The sequence below is a fragment of the Lichenibacterium dinghuense genome (assembly GCF_021730615.1).
In the GTDB taxonomy this organism is placed as follows: domain Bacteria; phylum Pseudomonadota; class Alphaproteobacteria; order Rhizobiales; family Beijerinckiaceae; genus Lichenihabitans; species Lichenihabitans dinghuensis.
This window is the reverse complement of sequence record NZ_JAJLMN010000001.1, coordinates 2,991,795-3,010,260: the sequence shown is the minus strand read 5'-3', so window position 1 is coordinate 3,010,260 and position 18,466 is coordinate 2,991,795. Positions and strand designations below refer to the sequence as shown.

General features: G+C 73.8%; 22 protein-coding genes. 9 read left to right on the top strand and 13 right to left on the bottom strand.

The window, feature by feature from the left end:
- Positions 1-15: 15 nt before the first annotated feature.
- The gene (locus tag L7N97_RS14350) at positions 16-177 is read right to left on the bottom strand and encodes a hypothetical protein (RefSeq protein WP_237479026.1); all 162 of its coding nucleotides are present in this window, start codon (positions 175-177) and stop codon (positions 16-18) included.
- Positions 178-379: 202 nt separating this feature from the next.
- On the opposite strand from L7N97_RS14350, the gene L7N97_RS14345 reads away from it, so the two are divergent.
- Entirely contained in the window at positions 380-556 is a 177-nt protein-coding gene (locus tag L7N97_RS14345; protein ID WP_237479025.1) for a hypothetical protein, read from the top strand.
- Positions 557-580: 24 nt separating this feature from the next.
- Here L7N97_RS14345 and L7N97_RS14340 read toward each other — a convergent pair whose 3' ends face one another.
- Both L7N97_RS14340 and L7N97_RS14335 read right to left on the bottom strand, forming a co-directional pair.
- Positions 581-1,276, bottom strand: a complete 696-nt coding sequence (locus L7N97_RS14340; protein WP_237479024.1) for an MBL fold metallo-hydrolase — start codon at positions 1,274-1,276, stop codon at positions 581-583.
- Between the two features lie 60 nt (positions 1,277-1,336).
- Positions 1,337-2,248, bottom strand: a complete 912-nt coding sequence (locus tag L7N97_RS14335; protein ID WP_237479023.1) for a metallophosphoesterase family protein — start codon at positions 2,246-2,248, stop codon at positions 1,337-1,339.
- Between the two features lie 146 nt (positions 2,249-2,394).
- On the opposite strand from L7N97_RS14335, the gene L7N97_RS14330 reads away from it, so the two are divergent.
- The 3 genes from L7N97_RS14330 to L7N97_RS14320 all read left to right on the top strand — a co-directional run bounded on the left by L7N97_RS14330 (position 2,395) and on the right by L7N97_RS14320 (position 4,060).
- Positions 2,395-2,889 carry an NUDIX domain-containing protein gene (locus L7N97_RS14330; RefSeq protein ID WP_237479022.1) on the top strand — a complete coding sequence of 165 codons (495 nt, stop codon included), beginning with the start codon at positions 2,395-2,397 and terminating at the stop codon, positions 2,887-2,889.
- 73 nt (positions 2,890-2,962) lie between these two features.
- A complete protein-coding gene (locus tag L7N97_RS14325) occupies positions 2,963-3,478 on the top strand; it encodes a GNAT family N-acetyltransferase (RefSeq protein ID WP_237479021.1) in 516 nt (171 codons plus the stop codon).
- Positions 3,479-3,604: 126 nt separating this feature from the next.
- A complete protein-coding gene (locus L7N97_RS14320; RefSeq protein WP_237479020.1) occupies positions 3,605-4,060 on the top strand; it encodes a host attachment family protein in 456 nt (151 codons plus the stop codon).
- Between the two features lie 261 nt (positions 4,061-4,321).
- Here the strand turns inward: L7N97_RS14320 and hpnA are convergent, their stop codons facing one another.
- Entirely contained in the window at positions 4,322-5,326 is a 1,005-nt protein-coding gene (gene hpnA / locus L7N97_RS14315) for a hopanoid-associated sugar epimerase (protein ID WP_237479019.1), read from the bottom strand.
- A gap of 315 nt (positions 5,327-5,641) precedes the next feature.
- On the opposite strand from hpnA, the gene L7N97_RS30555 reads away from it, so the two are divergent.
- On the top strand, positions 5,642-5,878 hold the full coding sequence (locus L7N97_RS30555; protein ID WP_428981057.1) for a BrnT family toxin: 237 nt from the start codon (positions 5,642-5,644) through the stop codon (positions 5,876-5,878).
- Positions 5,844-6,146, top strand: coding sequence for a BrnA antitoxin family protein (locus tag L7N97_RS14310; RefSeq protein ID WP_237479018.1), 303 nt, complete (start codon positions 5,844-5,846; stop codon positions 6,144-6,146). The genes L7N97_RS30555 and L7N97_RS14310 overlap by 35 nt, the downstream gene beginning before the upstream one ends.
- A gap of 21 nt (positions 6,147-6,167) precedes the next feature.
- Here L7N97_RS14310 and hisB read toward each other — a convergent pair whose 3' ends face one another.
- Together hisB and L7N97_RS14300 are read right to left on the bottom strand one after the other, a co-directional pair.
- The gene (gene hisB, locus L7N97_RS14305; RefSeq protein WP_237479017.1) at positions 6,168-6,761 is read right to left on the bottom strand and encodes an imidazoleglycerol-phosphate dehydratase HisB; all 594 of its coding nucleotides are present in this window, start codon (positions 6,759-6,761) and stop codon (positions 6,168-6,170) included.
- A gap of 71 nt (positions 6,762-6,832) precedes the next feature.
- Positions 6,833-7,342: a TspO/MBR family protein gene (locus L7N97_RS14300; protein WP_237479016.1), complete on the bottom strand. Its 510-nt coding sequence runs from the start codon at positions 7,340-7,342 to the stop codon at positions 6,833-6,835.
- Positions 7,343-7,468: 126 nt separating this feature from the next.
- Between L7N97_RS14300 and L7N97_RS14295 the strand changes: the two genes are divergently transcribed.
- Complete coding sequence (locus tag L7N97_RS14295) at positions 7,469-8,509, top strand: DHH family phosphoesterase (protein ID WP_237479015.1); 1,041 nt, start codon at positions 7,469-7,471, stop codon at positions 8,507-8,509.
- Positions 8,510-8,564: 55 nt separating this feature from the next.
- The gene (locus L7N97_RS14290) at positions 8,565-9,662 is read left to right on the top strand and encodes a patatin-like phospholipase family protein (protein ID WP_428980994.1); all 1,098 of its coding nucleotides are present in this window, start codon (positions 8,565-8,567) and stop codon (positions 9,660-9,662) included.
- 16 nt (positions 9,663-9,678) lie between these two features.
- Here L7N97_RS14290 and zapE read toward each other — a convergent pair whose 3' ends face one another.
- The 4 genes from zapE to L7N97_RS14270 form a co-directional block, all read right to left on the bottom strand.
- Entirely contained in the window at positions 9,679-10,839 is a 1,161-nt protein-coding gene (gene zapE / locus L7N97_RS14285) for a cell division protein ZapE (protein WP_237479014.1), read from the bottom strand.
- 83 nt (positions 10,840-10,922) lie between these two features.
- On the bottom strand, positions 10,923-13,352 hold the full coding sequence (locus L7N97_RS14280; protein WP_237479013.1) for an EAL domain-containing protein: 2,430 nt from the start codon (positions 13,350-13,352) through the stop codon (positions 10,923-10,925).
- 315 nt (positions 13,353-13,667) lie between these two features.
- Positions 13,668-14,564 carry a bestrophin family protein gene (locus tag L7N97_RS14275; RefSeq protein ID WP_237479012.1) on the bottom strand — a complete coding sequence of 299 codons (897 nt, stop codon included), beginning with the start codon at positions 14,562-14,564 and terminating at the stop codon, positions 13,668-13,670.
- The gene (locus L7N97_RS14270; RefSeq protein WP_237479011.1) at positions 14,564-15,262 is read right to left on the bottom strand and encodes a carbonic anhydrase; all 699 of its coding nucleotides are present in this window, start codon (positions 15,260-15,262) and stop codon (positions 14,564-14,566) included. Before L7N97_RS14270 ends, L7N97_RS14275 begins: the two co-directional genes overlap by 1 nt.
- Before the next feature lie 321 nt (positions 15,263-15,583).
- Here L7N97_RS14270 and L7N97_RS14265 point away from each other — a divergent pair, with 321 nt between their 5' ends.
- Positions 15,584-16,444: a type 1 glutamine amidotransferase gene (locus tag L7N97_RS14265; protein WP_237479010.1), complete on the top strand. Its 861-nt coding sequence runs from the start codon at positions 15,584-15,586 to the stop codon at positions 16,442-16,444.
- 16 nt (positions 16,445-16,460) lie between these two features.
- Here the strand turns inward: L7N97_RS14265 and L7N97_RS14260 are convergent, their stop codons facing one another.
- The 3 genes from L7N97_RS14260 to L7N97_RS14250 form a co-directional block, all read right to left on the bottom strand.
- Positions 16,461-17,720: an FAD-binding domain-containing protein gene (locus L7N97_RS14260; RefSeq protein ID WP_237479009.1), complete on the bottom strand. Its 1,260-nt coding sequence runs from the start codon at positions 17,718-17,720 to the stop codon at positions 16,461-16,463.
- Positions 17,717-18,088, bottom strand: a complete 372-nt coding sequence (locus L7N97_RS14255) for a thiol-disulfide oxidoreductase DCC family protein (RefSeq protein WP_237479008.1) — start codon at positions 18,086-18,088, stop codon at positions 17,717-17,719. Before L7N97_RS14255 ends, L7N97_RS14260 begins: the two co-directional genes overlap by 4 nt.
- Positions 18,089-18,156: 68 nt before the next feature.
- Entirely contained in the window at positions 18,157-18,402 is a 246-nt protein-coding gene (locus tag L7N97_RS14250; protein ID WP_237479007.1) for a hypothetical protein, read from the bottom strand.
- Positions 18,403-18,466 lie beyond the last annotated feature (64 nt).

Here is an 18,466-nt window from a genome sequence, read left to right as displayed (position 1 = left end):
AGGCCGCCCGCGGCGTCAGCCGTCCTCGTTCTGGCCGCTGTCCGGCTTGTCCTTGGTCTTGTCCTGCCGCTTCGCATCCTCGGCGGCCGGCGTGTCCGCCGGGGAGGTGCCGCCCGGCCCGCCCGCCTCCGGCTTCTCGGCCGGCTCGCCCCCGTCCCGATCCTTCGCGTCCGCCATCGCGCACCTCCCGCTCGCCGCCCGGCCCGATGGGCCGGCGCAGACCACAACGCCGGGGGAGCGACAGAGATGCGCCGCCGGGGGCCGACGGATCGACGGCGGCGGCGCGGGGCGGGGGCATCCGCCTCGGCGAGGCAACCGGAGCCTCCCGGCGGGTGTTGCCCTCGGGCCGAAGGCCAGGACAACAGGGGATGCGACGACGATGGTGACGGAAGACGCGGTGCTGAAGGCGCTCGACAAGCCGCGCAAGGTTTACTCGATCCTGCAGGTCACGGACCCCGGCGGCTCGACCGACGCCCTGCAGGCCCTGCTCATGAAGATGCGGGACGAGGGCAAGGTGAAGTTCGACATCAACAAGGGGAACTGGCGCAAGGCGTGAGGCAGGTGGCCCGCCCGCTCCCCCTCAGCGCCGGGCGGCGGCCCGCCGGACCCGGGCGACGGCGTCCTCCGTGACGGCCGGGCCGTGGCCGAAGGCGACGGCCCCGAAATCGAGGTCGGCGAGCCTGCGCTGGCTCCGCCGCCCCTCGGCCTCGTCCTCGAAGCCGATCGGGTCGCCGAGGCCCATCATGTTCATGAACACGTCGCCCCCGGCGAGCAGCCGCCCGCCGCGCCACACCAGGGCGACCTGCCCGGCGCAATGGCCGGGCAGGTGGACCGCGCGCAGCCCGCCCACGATCGGCAGCGTCTCGCCGTCCGCGATGGTCTGGTCGATCTCGAAGGGGGGCATCGACTCCCGCGGGCGCCAGAACAGGCGATAGGCGATCCCCTTCACCACGCCGGGCGCCGGCGACATCGGGCGGAACGGCCCGCCGGTCTCGGCCAGGGCGACGTCGGCGGCGTGCATGTAGGTGCGCGCGCCCGTCGCGCGCACGATCGCGGCCGCGCTGCCGATGTGGTCGGGATGCCCGTGCGTGAAGACGAGGTGGCGGAGGTCGGACGGGCGCAGGCCGAGTTCCGCGATCGCGTCGAGCACGACCTTCTCATGGCCGGGAAAGCCGGCGTCGATGAGCGCGAGGTCCCGCCCCTGCCGCAGCAGCACCGCGTTGGCGTTGCCGAGCGCCAGCAGCCACGCGTCCTCGACGATCGCCCTCATGCCCATGTCGACCCTCCCCGTCGCCGCCCGGCCCCGCGGCGGACGCGCCACAGTCCTACGGCGGCGTCACAGCGACAAGGGGCCGAGGTCGCCGATGCCGGCGCGGCCCGGCGCGAGCCCGCGGCGCTCGGCCGTGACGGCGTAGCCCCCGCCGGCGCGCTCGGCGAAGCGGTACAGGTGGTAGGCGGCGAGGTGGCCGTGGGTGCCGGGCACCGCCGAGCAGGACGGCACGCCCACCACCGGCACGGGCCCGCGCGGGCCGGGCAGCGGCGCCACCGAGGTGCGGTGGTTGTGGCCGTGGATCACCAGCTCCGCCCCGTGCCGGGCGATCACGGCCTCGAAGGCGGCGGCGTCGCGCAGGCCCCGCCCGCGCTTGGCCCCCCGGACGTGGGGCGGATGGTGGATCATCACCACGCGGGCGAGCCCTCGCGCGCCCGCCTCGTCGAGCAGGCGCGCCAGCCCGTCGCGCTGCGCCCGCCCCAGCGCGCCCGAGGCGAGCAGCGGCGCAGTGGGGATGGCTGAGGACAGGCCGATCAGCGCCAGCGGCCCGCGGCGGCGCAGGTAGGGGAAGGCGAAGGGCATGCCGTCGGCGGTGCCGGCCTCCGCCACCCCGTCCTGCACGACCCAGGGCGCGAAGGTCGCGGCGAGGTGGGGCAGCGACGAGCGCACGTAGGCGTCGTGGTTGCCGGGCACGAAGGACACGTGGTCCGGGGTGCCCAGCGAGCCCAGCCAGGCGCGGGCGAAGGGAAACTCGTCGGGCAGGCCGAGGTTGAGGATGTCGCCCGTCATGGCGATGTGGTCGGGCGACTGCGCCTGCAGGTCGGCGACGAGGTCGGCCAGCACGCGCATGTCGTGGAGCCGGCCCCGCCGACGCCAGTTCACGAAGCCGGTGATGCGCTTGCCCATGAGGTCGCGCGGGCGCGGGCGCGGCAGCGGCCCGATGTGGGCGTCGGACAGGTGGGCGAGGAGGTAGCTCATGCCGTTTCCGTTGGATCGCCTCGCGATGCAGAAACGGTCTCCGCTCGGACGCCGCGCGGGCCGCCGCCCCCTGTCGCCCGCGCCCCCACCCCGCGTCAAGGCGCGGCGCGTGCTACACGGATGGCCGGCGAAGCGGGAGATCGGGCATGGGGTGGAGCGTTCGGCTGCCGGGCGGCGTGCAGCGCCTCGTGCCCCGGCTGATCCACGGCAGCGCGCGCTTCGTGCGCCCCCTCACCATGGGGGTGCGGGCCGTGGTGGAGCGCGACGGCGCCGACGGGCCGGAGGTGTTCCTGGTGCGCCACTCCTACGTGCCGGGCTGGCACCTGCCGGGCGGCGCCGTGGAGGTGGGCGAGACCGCGGCCGACGCGGTGGCGCGCGAGGTGCGCGAGGAATGCGCGGTGGAGGTCGAGGGCGTGCCGGAGCTGTTCGGCCTCTACTTCAACCGCGGCGCGTCGCGGCGCGACCACGTCGCGGTGTATCGCGTGCGGGCCTTCCGCGTGCTGTCGCGCCGCGAAGCGGACTGGGAGATCCTGGAAGCGGGCTTCTTCCCGCGCGCCCGCCTGCCCGACGGCACCACCGCGGCCACGCGCGCGCGCCTGGCCGAGATGTTCGAGGCGCGGGAGCCCACGGCGGACTGGTGATCCTCGACGGGTCGGCACCGCGCTGTATGATCGCGCGATGAACGCTCCAGCCCACGCTCCCCCGAACGCCGCGATGACCGAATCCTCCCTGAGCCTGTCCGTCGTCGTGATGCCCGAAGCCGCGGCCGACGCCGCCGCGGTGGAGCGCCTGGCCGAGCGCGCCTTCGGGCCGGGGCGCTTCGCCCGCACGGCCTATCGCCTGCGCGAGGTCGCCGAGCCGGATTGGGACCTGTGCTTCGTGGCCCGCGTTTCGACGCTGCTGGTCGGCGCCAACCGGATGACGCCGATCCGCATCGGGGAAGCGCCCGCCCTGATGCTGGGGCCGCTGACCGTGGATCCCGCGTTCCGCGGCCGCGGCATCGCGGCGGGGCTGGTGGTGCGCTCGCTGGCGGCGGCGCGGGCCGCCGGCCACGGCCTCGTCATGCTGGTGGGCGACGAGCCCTACTACCGCCGCTTCGGCTTCACCCGCGCCCCCGCGGGCCGGCTCCTGATGCCGGGGCCGGTCGACGCCGCGCGGGTGCTGTGGTGCGAGCTCGCGCCCGGCGCCTCGGAGGCCGCCTCGGGGGCGGTGGGCGCGCGCCGCCCCTGAGCGGGCGGGGCTGAACAATCCGCTGGGCACGCCGTTGGAGCCTCACCCGCAACGGCGGGAGGCGGCGCGGGGGCCCTCGGGGTTTCGGCGCAAGGCCCGACGCCCCATCGAGAAAGTTTGGCCCTGATGGCGACGCTCAAGGTTCACTATGGCGCCTGGGTTCTGGTCGGCGACGGCAAGAAGGCCCTGTTCCTCCACAACGACGGCGACCACGAGATCCTCAACCTCCGCCGCCTCGACGTCGAGCAGCAGACCAACCCCGCCACCCGCGACCAGGGCTCGGACGCGCCGGGCCGGGGCCACTCCCACGCCGGGCCGCGCGGCACCGCCATGGGCGGCACCGACTTCCACCAGGTGGAGGAGGACCGCTTCGCCGCCCATGTGGCGAAGCGCATCAACGCTTCCGCCCACGAGAACGGCTTCAAGGAGATCGTGATCGTGGCGCCGCCGAAGTGCCTGGCCGAGATCCGCAAGGACCTCAGCGCGGAAGCGCAGAAGCGCGTCGTGTGCGAGATCCCCAAGGACTACACCCACCACCCGATCCCGGAGATCGAGAAGCTGCTCGCCGCCCACGCGGTGTGAGGCGAGTCGACCCGGTCGCGACCGCCCCGCCCCGCTCCGCCCACCGAATTTACACGTCTCGGAGCATTGACGTCAGCGCCCTTCTCCCCGTCGGGGAGAAGGTGCCCGGCAGGGCGGATGAGGGGCTCGGGGGCGGCCCGCAACCCCTCATCCGGCGCTGCGCGCCACCTTCTCCCCGGAGGGGAGAAGGGCAGGACCTCCCGGTCGCCGAGACATGTGAATACGGCAACCCGCTTCGCGGAGGAGGACGGGCGCCGCCCCTCACGCGCCCTTCGGCCCGATGGTGCCCGCCTCCCGGAACCATCGCACCGCGTCGGCCAGCGCTTCGGCGCAGGGCCGCGCGGAATAGCCCAGTTCGGCCTCCGCCTTGGCGGAGGAGAAGAACATGCGGTACTTCGCCATGCGCAGCGCGTCGACGGTGGCGAAGGGCTCGCGCCCCGTGAAGCGGGCCACGACCTCGGCCGCGTAGGCCAGCGGGAAGATGGGCCCGCGCGGCAGCTCCACGGTGGGCGGCTTCCGCCCGACGAGGCCCGCGATGGTGCGCAGCATCTCGCCGAGGGTCACGTCCTGCCCGCCGAGGATGTAGCGCTCGCCGATCCGCCCCTTCTTCCAGGCCAGCAGGTGTCCCCGCGCCACGTCGTCGACGTGGACGAGGTTGAGCCCCGTGTCGATGTAGGCCGGCATCTTGCCGTTGGCGGCCTCGACCACGATGCGCCCCGTCGGCGTCGGCTTGACGTCGCGCGGCCCGATCGGCGTCGACGGCAGCACCATCACGGCCGGCAGCCCCTCCGCCACCATGGACTCCACCAGCCGCTCGGCCAGGACCTTGGACTTCTTGTAGGCCCCGATGGTGGTCTCGGGGTCGTTGGGGGCCGTCTCGTCGACCGGCACGCCGTCGAGCCGGAGCTTCAGCGTCGCGACCGAGGAGGTGTAGACGACGCGCTCCAGCTTCGCGTCGCGCGCGGCCTCCATCACGGCGCGGGTGCCGTCGAGGTTGGCGCGGACGATGTCCTCCGGGTCCGGCGCCCAGAGCCGGTAGTCGGCGGCGACATGGAACAGGTGGCGGCAGCCTTGGAGCGCGCGCGCCACGGAGGCGCGGTCGCGGATATCGCCTTCCGCGATCTCGACGTCGAGGCCGGCGACGTTGGTGCGGGGGCTCGTCGGGCGCAGGAGCACGCGCACGCGCTCCCCTTCCGCCAGCAGAGCGCGCGCCACCGCCGAGCCGACGAAGCCCGACGCGCCGGTGACCAGGATGGGATCGCTCATGGGGCCTCGCGCGAGGAGCGGGATCGAAGGGTGCCGGCCCTTCGCGGAGATCACGTGCGTCGGCTGTCGCCGACTCACGCCGGTTCGGAATCGGAAGCCTGCGGGCAGGGTTTCCGGGGCGGAGCCCCGCCCTTCCTACAGCAAACGACGGTGGAGTCTCAGGGCACCATGCGGGCTTCGATCGACCGCACGACGCCGCACGAGCTTGTGAAGTCTCGCCGTCGTAACCACCCTCCGTAGCCACATTTCCGGGCTAGCCCGATGCTCTGAGTCTGGTCGGTCGCGAAGGACCGCGCGAACAGGCGCGCTCATGGGCTGTCCTTCGAGACGGCCCGTCTCGTCTTCGCCGACCCGCTCGCGGCGAGCCGCCCGGATCCCCATCCCGACGGCGATCGCTGGCAGACCATCGGAGCCATCGGTCCCGCGACGCTCTTCGTCGTCCACACCGAGCCGAGGCTCGATCGTTCGACGGGGGACGAGACGGGCCACATCATCAGCGCCCGAAAGGCGACGTCACATGAAAGGAGAGCCTCTGAGGAGGGACGGTTCTGAGCACCTCACCCCGGAACAGGCCGGGGAGTTGGAAAGGCTGGCAAGCCTTCCGGAGGAGGAGATCGACACGCGCGACATCCCGGAGCAGCGGGACTGGAGCGGCGCTAGGCGCGGCCTGTTCTTCCGCCCCGTCAAGCAGCAGCTGACGCTGCGCCTCGACGCCGACCTCGTCGCCTGGTTCAAGGCCCGCGCGCCCGAGGGCAAGGGCTACCAGACCGGCGTCAACAGCGCCCTGCGGGCCTACGTGGAGCAGCACGGCAGTGACTGACGTCGCCCGGAGCCGGCGGTCTCACCCTCCCAGCGTGCCCTTGGTGGAGGGGATGCGGTCGCGGGTGCGCTCGTCGATCGACACGGCCTGGCGCATCGCCCGCGCCACACCCTTGAAGCAGCTTTCCACCATGTGGTGGTCGTTGAGCCCGTAGAGCGTCTCGACGTGCAGCGTGAGGTCCGCGTGCATCGCCAGCGCCTGGAAGAACTCGCGCACGAGCTGGGTGTCGAAGGTGCCGATCTTGCCGGTGTGGAATTCCGTCCGGAACACCAGGAAGGGCCGGCCCGAGAAGTCCAGCGCCACGCGGGTCAGGCACTCGTCCATGGCGAGGTGGCAGTCGGCGTAGCGGACGATGCCGCGCTTGTCGCCGAGGGCCTGCCGGATCGCCTGGCCGAGCGCGATGCCGGTGTCCTCCACCGTGTGGTGGTCGTCGATGTGGAGGTCGCCCTGCGCCTCGACCTCGAGGTCGAACAGCGCGTGGCGGGCGATCTGGTCGAGCATGTGGTCGAAGAAGCCGACGCCGGTGCGGATCTTCGCGGCGCCTGTGCCGTCGAGGTCCACCGCGACGCGGATCGCCGTCTCGTTGGTCTTGCGCTCCACCGTGGCCCGCCGCATCGCCCGTTCTCCCGCCTCGTCGCCCGCATGAGCGACGGGCGCGGCCAAAACGCAAGGGCGGAGCGGCGCGATCAGGCAGGGTCGTTGCGGCGCCAGATCTCCTCGGCCAGCAGGGTCGCGAAGCTTACCCAGGCCACCAGCGGCACGCCGAGGGCCGCGGCCGCGTCGTCCTCGCGGGCCGCCGCCGCGACGTATCCGGCCGCCGTGCCGATCATCGCGCCCGCCGCGAGCGTGCCGGCGCCGGGCGCGCGGTGCCCGAAGAACACCTCGCTCCAGCCCGCGATGGCGGCCTGGTTGACGCCCCACAGCGACAGGGCGATCGTCCGCTGGCGGGACGGGGCGCGGCGCAGGAGCCGGTAGCCGCCGACGGCGAGGCCCGCCTGGATGGCCGTCCAGGCCACGCCGTAGACCGCCGCCGGCGGGGTGAAGCCGGGCTTCTCGAGGTCCTTGTACCAGCGCCGGGTGCGCGGGTGGTCCGGCGTCGGGCTCGACCGGCCGCCGACCAGCGACGCGCCCACCACCGTGCCGAGCGCGACCGCGCCCGCCGCCGCGGGCCCGAGCCCGCCGTCCTTCTGCCCCATCGCCCGTCCTCCCGTCCGCGATGCCCTGCCAACCCCTTCGCCGAACGGAAGGTCCGCGCGGCCCGTGAGGCGATCCGCGCGGGAACGCCGCCGGCCCGCCGCCGTTGCCGCCCGACGGAGGCGCGGATGGCGACGGACACGGGCGAGATCTTCAAGGCGGCGCTCGGGGGCTTCGCCCCCGGCAAGCCCGTGGCGGTGCTGTGCCACAACGACGCCGATGGCCTGTCGGCCGGCGCCCTGTTCAGCCACGCGCTGGCCCGCGCGGGGCGCGACAGCACGGTGCGCGTGATCGGCCGCGGCGAGAGCGCGTGGTCGGACGAGGTGCGGGCCGAGTTCGCGGGCCGCGACGTCGCGGGATTCGTGGTGGGCGACCTCGGCACGCGGGCCGAGGCCGTGCTGCCCGGCGTGCCCACGGTCGTGGTCGACCACCACGTGCCGCGCGGGGCCGCCGAGAGCGCCGGCGCCGTCACGGTGCTGTCCGGCTACCGCGAGGACCCCGTGCCGACGACCAGCCTCATGGCCTACCGCTGCGCCGCGGCGCTCGGCCCGGCCGAGGATCTCCTGTGGCTCTGCGCCGTGGGCCTCGTCGGCGACCTCGGCGACAAGGCGCCCTTCCCCGAGCTCGCCGCGGCCAAGAAGCTCTACACCGCCACGGCCATCCGGGACGCGGTGTCGCTGATCAACGCGCCCCGCCGCACCGCCACCGGCGACTACGGGCCGGCGCTCGACCTGCTGCTCGCGGCGGACAGCCCGAAGGACATGCTGAGCGGCCGCCACCCCGGCCTCGACGCGCTCCGGGCCGCGCGCGAGGAGGTGAAGGCCGCCACCGACGCGGCCAAGAAGATCGCGCCCAGGATCACCGGCGACTTCGCCCTGATCGAGATGGACTCGGGCTGCCAGATCCACCCGCTCATCGCGCAGCAGTGGCGCATGCGGCTCAAGGACAAGGTGGTGCTGGCGGCCAACCACGGCTACCGGCCCGGCTGGGTGCATTTCGCGGCCCGCACCGCCCTGCCCCGCAACCTCATCGCGCTCCTGCGCGAGGTGGCGCCCCCCGGCGCCGACGAGAACTACGGCGGCGGCCACGAGCAGGCGAGCGGCGGCGCGCTGAGGTGCGACGACTGGCCGGTGTTCCTCCGCAACATCGGCATCGCCCAGCCCCGTTGAACCGGGGACGGCCGCGCGCGTTCATGTTGCGACGCAACATAGACCCGAGATCGCCGTGGACCAGTTTCCCGCCCCCGACGCCCACAACATCGCGACGGCCGTGCCCTCGACCGGCTCCCTCGCGTCGGGCCGGCCGGGGCTGTTCGGGCCGCGGGCCGAGAAGGGCGTGTCGCTGGCGCTGCAGGGCGGCGGCTCGCACGGCGCCTTCACCTGGGGCGTGCTCGACGCGCTGATCGAGGACGGGCGGCTCGGCTTCGAGGCCGTGACGGGGGCCAGCGCCGGCGCGATGAACGGCGTGGTGCTGGTCGACGGCTGGCTCGCGGGCGGGCCCGACGGCGCCCGCGCGGCGCTGGAGCGCTTCTGGCGACGCGCCAGCCTCGACGGCGAGATGCGCCCCGCCCAGCGCGGCTTCGTCGACGGCTGGATCGGGCTCCTGGCCGCCAATCCCTTTCTCGACTTCTGGGCCAAGGCGCTGTCGCCCTCGCCCTACGCGATGCCGGTGGAGGTGAACCCGCTGCGCGCGGCGCTGGCCGAGTCGGTCGACTTCGACCGGCTGCGGGCCGCCGACACGGCCGCGCTCTTCGTGTCGGCCACCAACGTGTGGACCGGCAAGCTCGCGGTCTTCGAGCGGGCGGACCTCACGATCGACCACGTGATGGCCTCGGCCTGCCTGCCGACCGTGTTCAAGGCCGTGGAGATCGACGGCGTGCCGCACTGGGACGGCGGCTACCTCGGCAACCCGGCGCTCTACCCGCTGCACCGCGGCGCCCGCACGCGCGACATCCTGCTCGTGCAGATCAACCCGGTCGAGCGGCGCGAAACGCCGCGCACGAGCGAGGCGATCCAGGACCGGCTCAGCGAGATCAGCTTCAACGCCAACCTGATGCGCGAGCTGCGCGCCATCGACTTCGTTGACGGCCTGATCGCGGAAGGCCAGCTCGACCGGGCGACGTTCGAGCCCGTGCTGGTGCACCGCATCGACGGCACGGGCGAGCTCGACGACCACGCGGCCTCGACCCGGCTCGACGCCCGCTGGCGCAAGATCGTCGAGCTGCGCGACCACGGCCGCAGCGCCGCAACGGACTGGCTCGCGCAGAACTACGAGGGCGTGGGGCGGCGGGGCACGCTGGACCTCAAGGCGGCGTATCAATGAGGCGGGTCGGCTCGCCTCACGTGTCCGCGAGCCCGCCCATGTCGCCCGACGGCTTTCCGTGGCCGTGCGGCAGCGCCAGATACTGCTCCGAGCGCATCTCGACGAGGCGCGACACGGTGCGGCGGAACTCGAACACCTCGCGCCCGTCCGGCGCGTCGTAGAGGGCGTCCGGCTCGGCCTCGGCCGAGGCGACGAGCTTGACCTGCTCGTCGTAGAGCGTGTCGACGAGGTTGATGAAGCGCTTGACCACGTTGCGCTCGGCCGGGCGCATCACGCGGATGCCGTCGACCATCACGGTGCCGTAGCGGCGCGCCAGCGCCAGGAAGTCGACGGAGCCGAGCGGCGCCTCGACCAGAGCCGCGAAGGGGAAGCGCGCGACGTCGCCCACCGCCTCCGGCACGGCGATCTCGCGCCCGAGCAGCGGCACCCGCTCGGGGGCGCCGCGCGCCTGCCCCGTGAGGCTCAGGAAGGCGCGGTCGAGCGCCGCCCGCGCTTCCGCGTCGGCGGGCACGAACCAGGTCGCGGCCTCGGTCAGCTTGGCGTAGCGGAAGTCCCGCGCCGCATCGAGGCGCATCGTGTCCATCTTCTGCTGGAGCTGCGCGATGAAGGGCAGGAACAGCGTTCGGTTCAGCCCGTCGCGGTACAGGTCCTCGGGCTCGACGTTGGAGGTCGCCACCACGACGACGCGGTCGGCGAAGAGCGCGGTGAACAGCCGGCCGAGGATCATGGCGTCGGCGATGTCGGTGACGGCGAACTCGTCGAAGCACAGGAGCCGCGCTTCCGCCGCGATGGCCGCGGCGACGGGCGGGATCGGGTCGTCGCCGCGGGCCTCGCCCCGCTTCCTCGCCTGCCGCCAGGCGTGGATGCGGGCGTGGACGTCGGCCATGAAGGCGTGGAAGTGCACGCGCTGCTTGGGCTCCACCGCGGCCGCGTCGTGGAACAGGTCCATCAGCATGGTCTTGCCGCGCCCGACGTCGCCCACGACGTAGAGGCCGCGCGGCGCTTCTTCGGGCTTCGCGCCGAACAGGCGGCCGAGCAGCGAGGGTCTTCCGGCGCCGCCCGCCGCGAGGTCCGCCACGAGGGCGTCGAGCCGGGCCGCCACGGCCTCCTGGGCGGCGTCGGGCTGTAGCTCGCCCCGCGCCACGCGGGCGCGGTAGCGTTCGAGAACACCGGTCAATGCGTCACTCCCGACTGGCGCGCCGGAGGCGCTCCCGGCGTGCCTGGCGCCGGAAGCGCGCCGCCGTCAAGGGCGCCCCACCCTCACCCCACCCGCCGCGGCTCGGCCTTGAGCAGCGCCGGGACCTCGCCGGCCGGCATCGGGCGGCCGAACAGGTAGCCCTGCCCTTCCGCGCAGCCGAGCCCCCGGAGCTGGAGGAACTGCAGCGGCGTCTCGATCCCTTCCGCGATCGTGTCCATGCCGAGGTCGCGGGCGAGGCGCGTCGTGGCCCGCAGGATGGCGAGGCAACCCTCGTCGCGGCCGATGCCGGCCACGAAGGAGCGGTCGACCTTGATCTTGCTGAACGGGAAAGCGCGCAGGTAGCTCAGCGAGGCGAAGCCGGTGCCGAAGTCGTCGAGCGCGACCTGGATGCCGGCGTCGCGGAAGGCATGCAGCACGGCGAGGTTGGTGTCGTTGTCGATCAGCCGCACCGATTCGGTGATCTCCAGCTCCAGCCGCGCGGCCGGCAGGCCAGAGGCCGCGAGCGCCGTCGCCACCGCCTCGGGCAGGCCGGGCGTGATGAACTGCACGGGCGACAGGTTGACCGCCACCCGGACCGGCACGGGCCACGAGGCCGCCTCCGCGCAGGCGCTCGCCAGCACCCATGCGCCGAGCGGCACGATCAGGCCCGTCTCCTCCGCGACGGCGATGAAGGCGCCCGGGTCGACGAGGCCGCGGACGGGGTGGCGCCACCGCACCAGCGCTTCGAAGCCCGACACGGCCTCGGTGGCGAGGTCGACCTGCGGCTGGTAGTGGAGCTCGAACTCGCCGCGCTCCAGCGCGCCGCGCAGGTCCTGCTCCAGGGCGCGGCGCCGGCGCGCCTCCTCGTCCATCTGCGGCTCGAAGGCGTGGAACGTGCCGCGGCTCACGGCTTTGGCGCGCTGCAGCGCCAGCTCGGCGTGGCGCAGCAGCAGGTCGGCCCCGCCCTCGGCCGCGGCCTCGGACGGCGCCAGGGCGATGCCGATCGTGGCGCCCACCATCAGCTCCTGCCCGCCGACCGGGAAGGGCCGCCTGAAGCTGTCGAGCAGCCGCGCGGCCAGGCTTTCCGCGTCGGCCGGGCCGCCCACGGCGGACTGCACCACGACGAACTCGTCGGCGCCGAGCCGCGCCACCCCGTCCGCGCCGCGCATCTCCGCCGCCAGCCGCTCGCCGACCGCCTTGAGCAGGGCGTCGCCGACCGCGTGGCCGAGCGCGTCGTTGAAGACGCGGAAATCGTCGAGGTCGATGAGCAGCAGCGCCAAGCCCTGCGGCGCCGCGCGCCGCGCCGCCAGGGCCTGGCCGAGGATCCCCGCGAAGGACGAGCGGTTGGGCAGGCCGGTCAGGTCGTCGAAGCGGGCCGCGCGGTCGAGCCGGCGCTCCATCTCCCGGCGCTCGGTGACGTCCTCGGCGACGCCGAGCACGTAGCGCGACGGCTCCCCGGGACGCCCGGCGATCGGCACCTTGCGGGTTTGGATCGTGCGTCGCGAGCCGTTCCGCCCCGGCGTGGTGAACTCGTATTCGCAGCTCGCACCGGAGCGCATCACCTCGGCGTCGCGGGCCGCCAGGAGCGCGGCGACGTCGGGCGGGAAGATGTCGGCGTCGGTCCGGCCGACCATCCGGCCGAATTCGCCGGCCGCCTGCAGCTCCCCGGCGCGGTTGAACAGGACGTAGCGGCCGCCGTCCTGCATGTCCTTGGCGAAGACGATCGACGGGATGGTGTCGATGACGCTGTCCAGGAAGGCGCGCGTGCGGTCGAGGTCGTCGCGCCCGCGCTGCAGTTCGGTCATGTCGACCAGCGCGGTGATCACGGCCGGGCGTCCCGCGTGGACGAAGTCGGACGAGCAGGGCAGCAGGTCGACGAAGCTGCCGTCGGCCCGCAGGCTGCGCCAGGGCGCTCCGTCGGGCATGGGCATCGAGCGCCCGGCCGCGCAAAGGTCGGCCACCTCCATGCGGAGGAGGGCCGCGCGCCCGTAGCCGAACAGCTTCAGCGCGGCGTCGTTGGCGGCGAGGAAGCGGAAGCTGTCGCGGTCCCGCACCAGGATCGGCACGGGGTTGCTGTCGAACAGGAGGCGGAACGAGGCTTCGCGCCGCTTGAGGTCGGTGATGTCGACGCGGATGCCGACGGTGAGCCCGTTGCGGGTGCGCTTCTCCTCGACGCGGATCCAGCGGCCGTCGTCGAGCCGGTGCTCGAACACGCTGTCGGGCATGCCCTGGTGGCGCACACGCTCGGCGACCCACTCGTCCTCGCGCCCGACAGCGTCCGGCACCCGGCCGCTCGCGGCGACGCGGCGGACCACGGCGTCGAACGCCATCCCGACCCGCAGGAAGCCGGGCGGATGAGCGTAGATCTCGACGTAGCGGCTGTTCCAGAACAGGAGGCGGCCCGCGGCATCGAAGACCGCGATGCCTTCCGGCAGCGCGTCGAGCGCGTCGAGCAGGGCGCCGTTCTCCGGCGTCGCCGTCATGTCGCCCGCGCGTCGATCAGTCTGCGACATCGTCCTGGCCCGCTCCGGATCCGCCTCGCTGGTCCGCTCGGCCCGAAGGTAAACACCGCGAGGCTTGCAGAAAGCTTGATCCTTTTCAGCTCAAGTCGGCCGGATCTGTCCCGTGAGTTTCCCGTGGCGCAAGCAGCGTCGTGTCGAGGAACGGTTGAAACGAGCAGAAGAGGGGGAGCGGCTTGCGCCCGAACTCGAGACGTCCAAAGATGCTGGAAGCATCTGCAACTTCATGGAAAGTTGCAGCGGGGCAAATCTTCGATCAGCGTGAATTTTCCGTCACCGGGCCGGCGCCGGGGCGCCGGCCCGGCCTCGTCAGCGCAGGATGCCCCGCACCGGGTGGAGCGGCGGCGGGACCTCCGCGTCGCGCACCGCCTGGCGCAGGTCGATCTCGATCGTGCGGGTGATGGCGCTCATGGGCACGTCGTAGACGGAGCGCTTGAACGGGTCCTCGAGGTGGCGGCCCGATTCGTCGAGCGCCAGGAACACGAAGCCGATCACCGCCGAGCCGAGCGGCGTCAGGATGTTGAGGTCGGGCACGATGCCGAAGGGCAGCATCAGGCAGTAGGCGGTGACGAAGACGCGCGAGAAGGCCGCGTATTGCTGCGGCATCGGCGTGTTGCGGATGCGCTCCAGCCCGCCCTGGCTGTCGGTCAGGGCCGTCAGCGTGGTGTTGACCGCGGCGGCCTCGATGCCGTCGAGCCAGCCGTCGTGCCGGGCCCGGGTGAGGAGCTCCGCCATCTCGCGCTGGATAGCGAAGGGCGGGTTGGCGGCCTTGGTGACCCGCGCCAGCGTTTCGGGCGGCAGGAAGGACGCGATGTCGTGCGCGGGATCCTCGCGGCGCATGAAGCAGCGCAGCGCGTGGGCCCAGGCGATCTGATGGTGCACCAGGGCGTGGCGCAGCGGCGCCGCCTCGGCGGGCGCCAGGAGCAGCGTCAGCGTGCGGGCATAGGAGCGGGAGTTGTTGAGCACCGCGCCCCACAGGGTGCGCGCTTCCCACCAGCGCGCGTAGGCGGTGTTGTTGCGCACGCCGAGGAACACGGCGAGGCCCGTGCCGAGCAGCGGCAGCGGCAGTCCGGCCGGGACGATCCAGGTCCAGCCGAGGACCACGTAGGCGAAGGTCACCAGCGTGTCGAGCAGGAACAACGCCACGAGAGGGCGCCACACCTCGCGCAGCGTGTCGGTGATGCGGAAGCGATCGACGACGACCATCAGGCGGACGCCTTCCGCTTCAGGCCCTGGTTCTCCTCGAAGGGCACCATGCGCCCCTGCGCCGCGTCGTGGACCGCGATGCCGCCGGACTCGATGTCGTAGACCCAGCCGTGCAGTTGGACCTTGCCGCTGGCCATGCCGGCCGCGACGGTGGGATGGGTCGACAGGTGCTGGAGCTGGGTGACGACGTTCTGCTCCACCAGCGCCTGGATCTTCGCGTCGCCGTCGAGCTCGGGGTGGAGCACCTCCACGACCGAGCGCGCCGCGTGGGCGTTGCGCAGCCAGGAGCGCACGGTCGGCATCTTCTCCAGGGCGGCGTCGCCGCGGATCAGCCCCGCCATGGCGCCGCAGTTGGAATGGCCGCAGACCACGATGTCGGACACGCCGAGCGCCGCGACCGCATATTCCACGACGGCGGAGACGCCGCCCATCATCTCGCCGTAGGCCGGCACGATGTTGCCGATGTTGCGGCACACGAAGAGCTCGCCGGGCTCGGTCTGGGTGATCATCTCGGGCACCACGCGGCTGTCCGCGCAGGTGATGAACAGGATGCGCGGGTTCTGGCCCTTCGCCAGCTCCTCGAAACGCTCGCGCCGCTCCGGATACACGTGGTCGCGAAACTCGCGCACGCCGTCGAACAGCCGCTCGACGGGGTCCTCCTCCAGCGTGGAGGTCGGGGCGGCACGGGGGTCGGACATCGGGGGGCTCCGGGGAGGCGGGAGGGTTCGGGGGTGGCGCGAGGATCCGCGCTGCACTGCGGCATGGCAATGCGGAAAGCGGCGGCCTGGTTCTCGCCGGACGGGGCGCCAAGTCCCGCCCCGGCCTGGTCCGACGAAACTAGAACCCTGTTATCGCGGGGCGATCCGCGCCGCGGGCCGGCCGGATGAAGTTTCGTCCACACCGGTCCGGCCGGCGCGTCATGCCGCATGGGAAGCCCGTCACGCTCCGGGCGCAAACTCACCATTTGATGGCCCAGCGCCGGCGAAGGCTCGCCGCGCCCGATCCGAAAGACAGCCCGTTTGACCCGTCCCCTGAACCTGCTGATCGTGGAAAGCGAGCCCGAGGAGGCCCGCGACGCCCGGCGCGGCGCGACCGGCCGCTCCAGCGGGGAAACCTACGTCGAGACCCTGAAGGGGCTGGCGCCCGGCGCGCGCTTCGCCATCCACCGCCCGCAGGAAGCGGGGCGGCCGCCGGAAGCGCTCGACGCCTACGACGGCGTGTTCCTGACCGGCTCGCCGCTGCACGTCTACCACGACAACCACGCGGTGCGGGCCAACGTGGACTTCATGCGCGCCGTCTTCGACGCAGGGCTACCGAGCTTCGGATCCTGCGCGGGGCTGCACATCGCGGTGGCGGCGGCGGGCGGCACGGTGCGCCGCAACCCGGACGGCCACGAGGTCGGCCTCGCCCGCCGCATCGTGCCGACGCGCGAGGGCACGCGCCATCCGATGCTCGACGGCCGCCCCGCGGCCTACGACGCCCCCGCGGTGCACGGCGACGAGGTCGAAATGCTGCCCGAGAACGCGACGCTGCTCGCCGGCAACGCCGCCTCGCCCGTGCAGGCGGCCGAGATCCGTTGCGGGGCCGGCACGTTCTGGGGCGTGCAGTACCACCCGGAGCTGCCGCTCGATCAGCTCGCCCAGGCGATCCGCCGCCAGGCGGACGGGCTCGTCGAGCGCGGCCTCGCGCGCGACGAGGCCGACGTCGAGGCACAGGCGGCGCTGTTCGAGGCGCTGGGCCGCGAGCCGGACCGGCTCGACGTGGCGTGGCGCCTCGGCGTCGACCGCGAGGTGGCGGAGGAGGGCCGCCGCACGGCCGAGCTCGGCAACGCGCTGCGCCACCTGATCGCGCCGGAGCGGGCCCGCCGCGGCCGGGGCTGACCCCGGCTCGCCCCGTTCAGAGCCGCAGCCCTTCCGCGGCCAGCGCGTCGGGGCAGCGCTGCCGGAACGGGAAGAATCCCTTGGTGGCGAGCGGCCACAGGGCCTCGTCCCATGGGCGTCGCACCCGGACGAGCGGCAGGCCGCCCTCGCGCAGCGGCCCGGCCAGCGCCGCCAGCGCGTCCGCCACCGGGCCGACCGGCGCGTAGGGCGCCACGACGCTGCGGGCGCCCGCAGCGTGCGCCGCCGCCAGCACGGCCTCGGGCCCCATGCCGTCGAGCACGGCTGCCTCGCAGCCGAAGCGCGACCGCGCCCGCGCGGCGGCGTCCCCCGCCGCGGCCTCGACGAAGCGGCGCGCCGCCGCGCCGAAGGGCCAGTCCGCCGAGCCGCCCGTCGCCGCGAGCGCGCCGACGACGCGCGCCCCGCCCGGCACGAGGCTTTCCGGCCCGAAGTCCTCCGGGTGCATCAGCAGCAGCGCCGGCCCCTCCGGCGCTGGGTCGGGTTCGGGCAGCGCGCGGGCGGGGCCCAGCGGCTCCTCGACGAGCGTCGGGGCCTCCTCGGCCAGCCCATGCGGGCTGAAGCGGCCGAAGGTGTGGCGCGCGATGTTGTCCGCCGTGGCGCGGTAGGTCTTGCCGGGCGTCTGCAGCCCCGCGACCCAGCGCCACGACAGCGTGTTCGAGGCCGGGTCGGCGTCGACGAGGTGGCGCAGGAAGAAGTCCGCGCCGAGCGCCCAGGGCAGCCGCAGCGTGAAGATCCAGATCGAGGCGAACCACATGCGCGCGTGGTTGTGCAGGTAGCCGTGCTCCACGAGCTCGCGCGCCCAGTCGTCGAAGCCGTCGATCCCGGTGCGGCCCTCCTCGGCGGCCGCGACCGCGCGGGCGAGCCCGCCCGAGCGCGCCATCGCGTCCCGCCCCGCGTCGCGCTCGGCGAGGAAGCGCGTCCAGGCCGCGGGCCTGAGCTCCAGCCAGCCCTTGAAGTAGGTGCGCCACAGCACCTCGGTGACGAACTTGTCGGCGCCCTGCGCGCCGTGGCGGTCGAGCGCCGCGGCGATCACCTCGCGCTCGGTGAGGAGCCGGTAGCGCAGGTAGGGCGACAGGGCGGAAACGCTGCGCTCGGCGCCCGGCCCGGCGTCGCCGTTGCGGTTCTCCGCGTAGGCGCGGCCGGCGCGAGGCAGGAAGGCCGCGAGCCGGTCGAGCGCCGCGGCGCGGGTGGCCACGAAGGCGGGTGTGGCCCCGTCCACCTCGACCGGCGTCCCGGCCGGCATCGCGGCGGCGCTCACGCGGCCGCCCCGCGTTCGAGCCGCACGGCCAGGCGCTGCAGCCGCGGCCGGACGCGCAGGAAGGCGAGGTAGAGCCGCTCCAGCCCGGCGAGCACCAGGGGGTGGCGGGCCGCGAGGCCGAGCGGGCGCAGGCGCGGGATGGCGCGCCACATCGCCGCGAAGGCGGCGGCGCCCGACACCATGCGCCCGTCCTCCAGCGCGTGGAAGCGGGCGAGCAGGTCGGCGCGGTCGACCGGGCAGGCGCCGCCGCCCTCATCGTCGGCGTCCACGAAGCGGATCGCGCCCGGCGGGGCGAGCCGCCGCATCAGGGCGATCTCGCGGCGGCACAGCGGGCAGCCGCCGTCGAACCAGACTGTGAGTGTCGTCATGGCCGGGAGATGGGGCGGCACGTCCCCGGGTCGAGGAGCGCGGCGCCCTGCCGCGCTCGGAGCGACGATCAGTGGTGCACGACCGCGTTCGGGTATTTGCGCTTCTCCATGCGCCGCACGTTGACGCCGTTGTCGTAGAGCGGGCTGCAGGGGTTCGTGTTGGCGCGGCTCGGCTGGGCGGCGTTGATGCCGCTCGACGCCCTGTCGGAGCCGAGGCCGTTGCCCATGTGGCACTTCGATTGGGCCGACGCGCCCGTGGCGGCCGCGGCCGAGAGCACGAGGACCGCGGTCGCGAGTGGTGTTTTGAGCCGCATGGGATGCACCTGTCGGTTGGGGGTCCGGCCTAACGCCGATGGTGCGACGAAGTTTGCGTCCCGC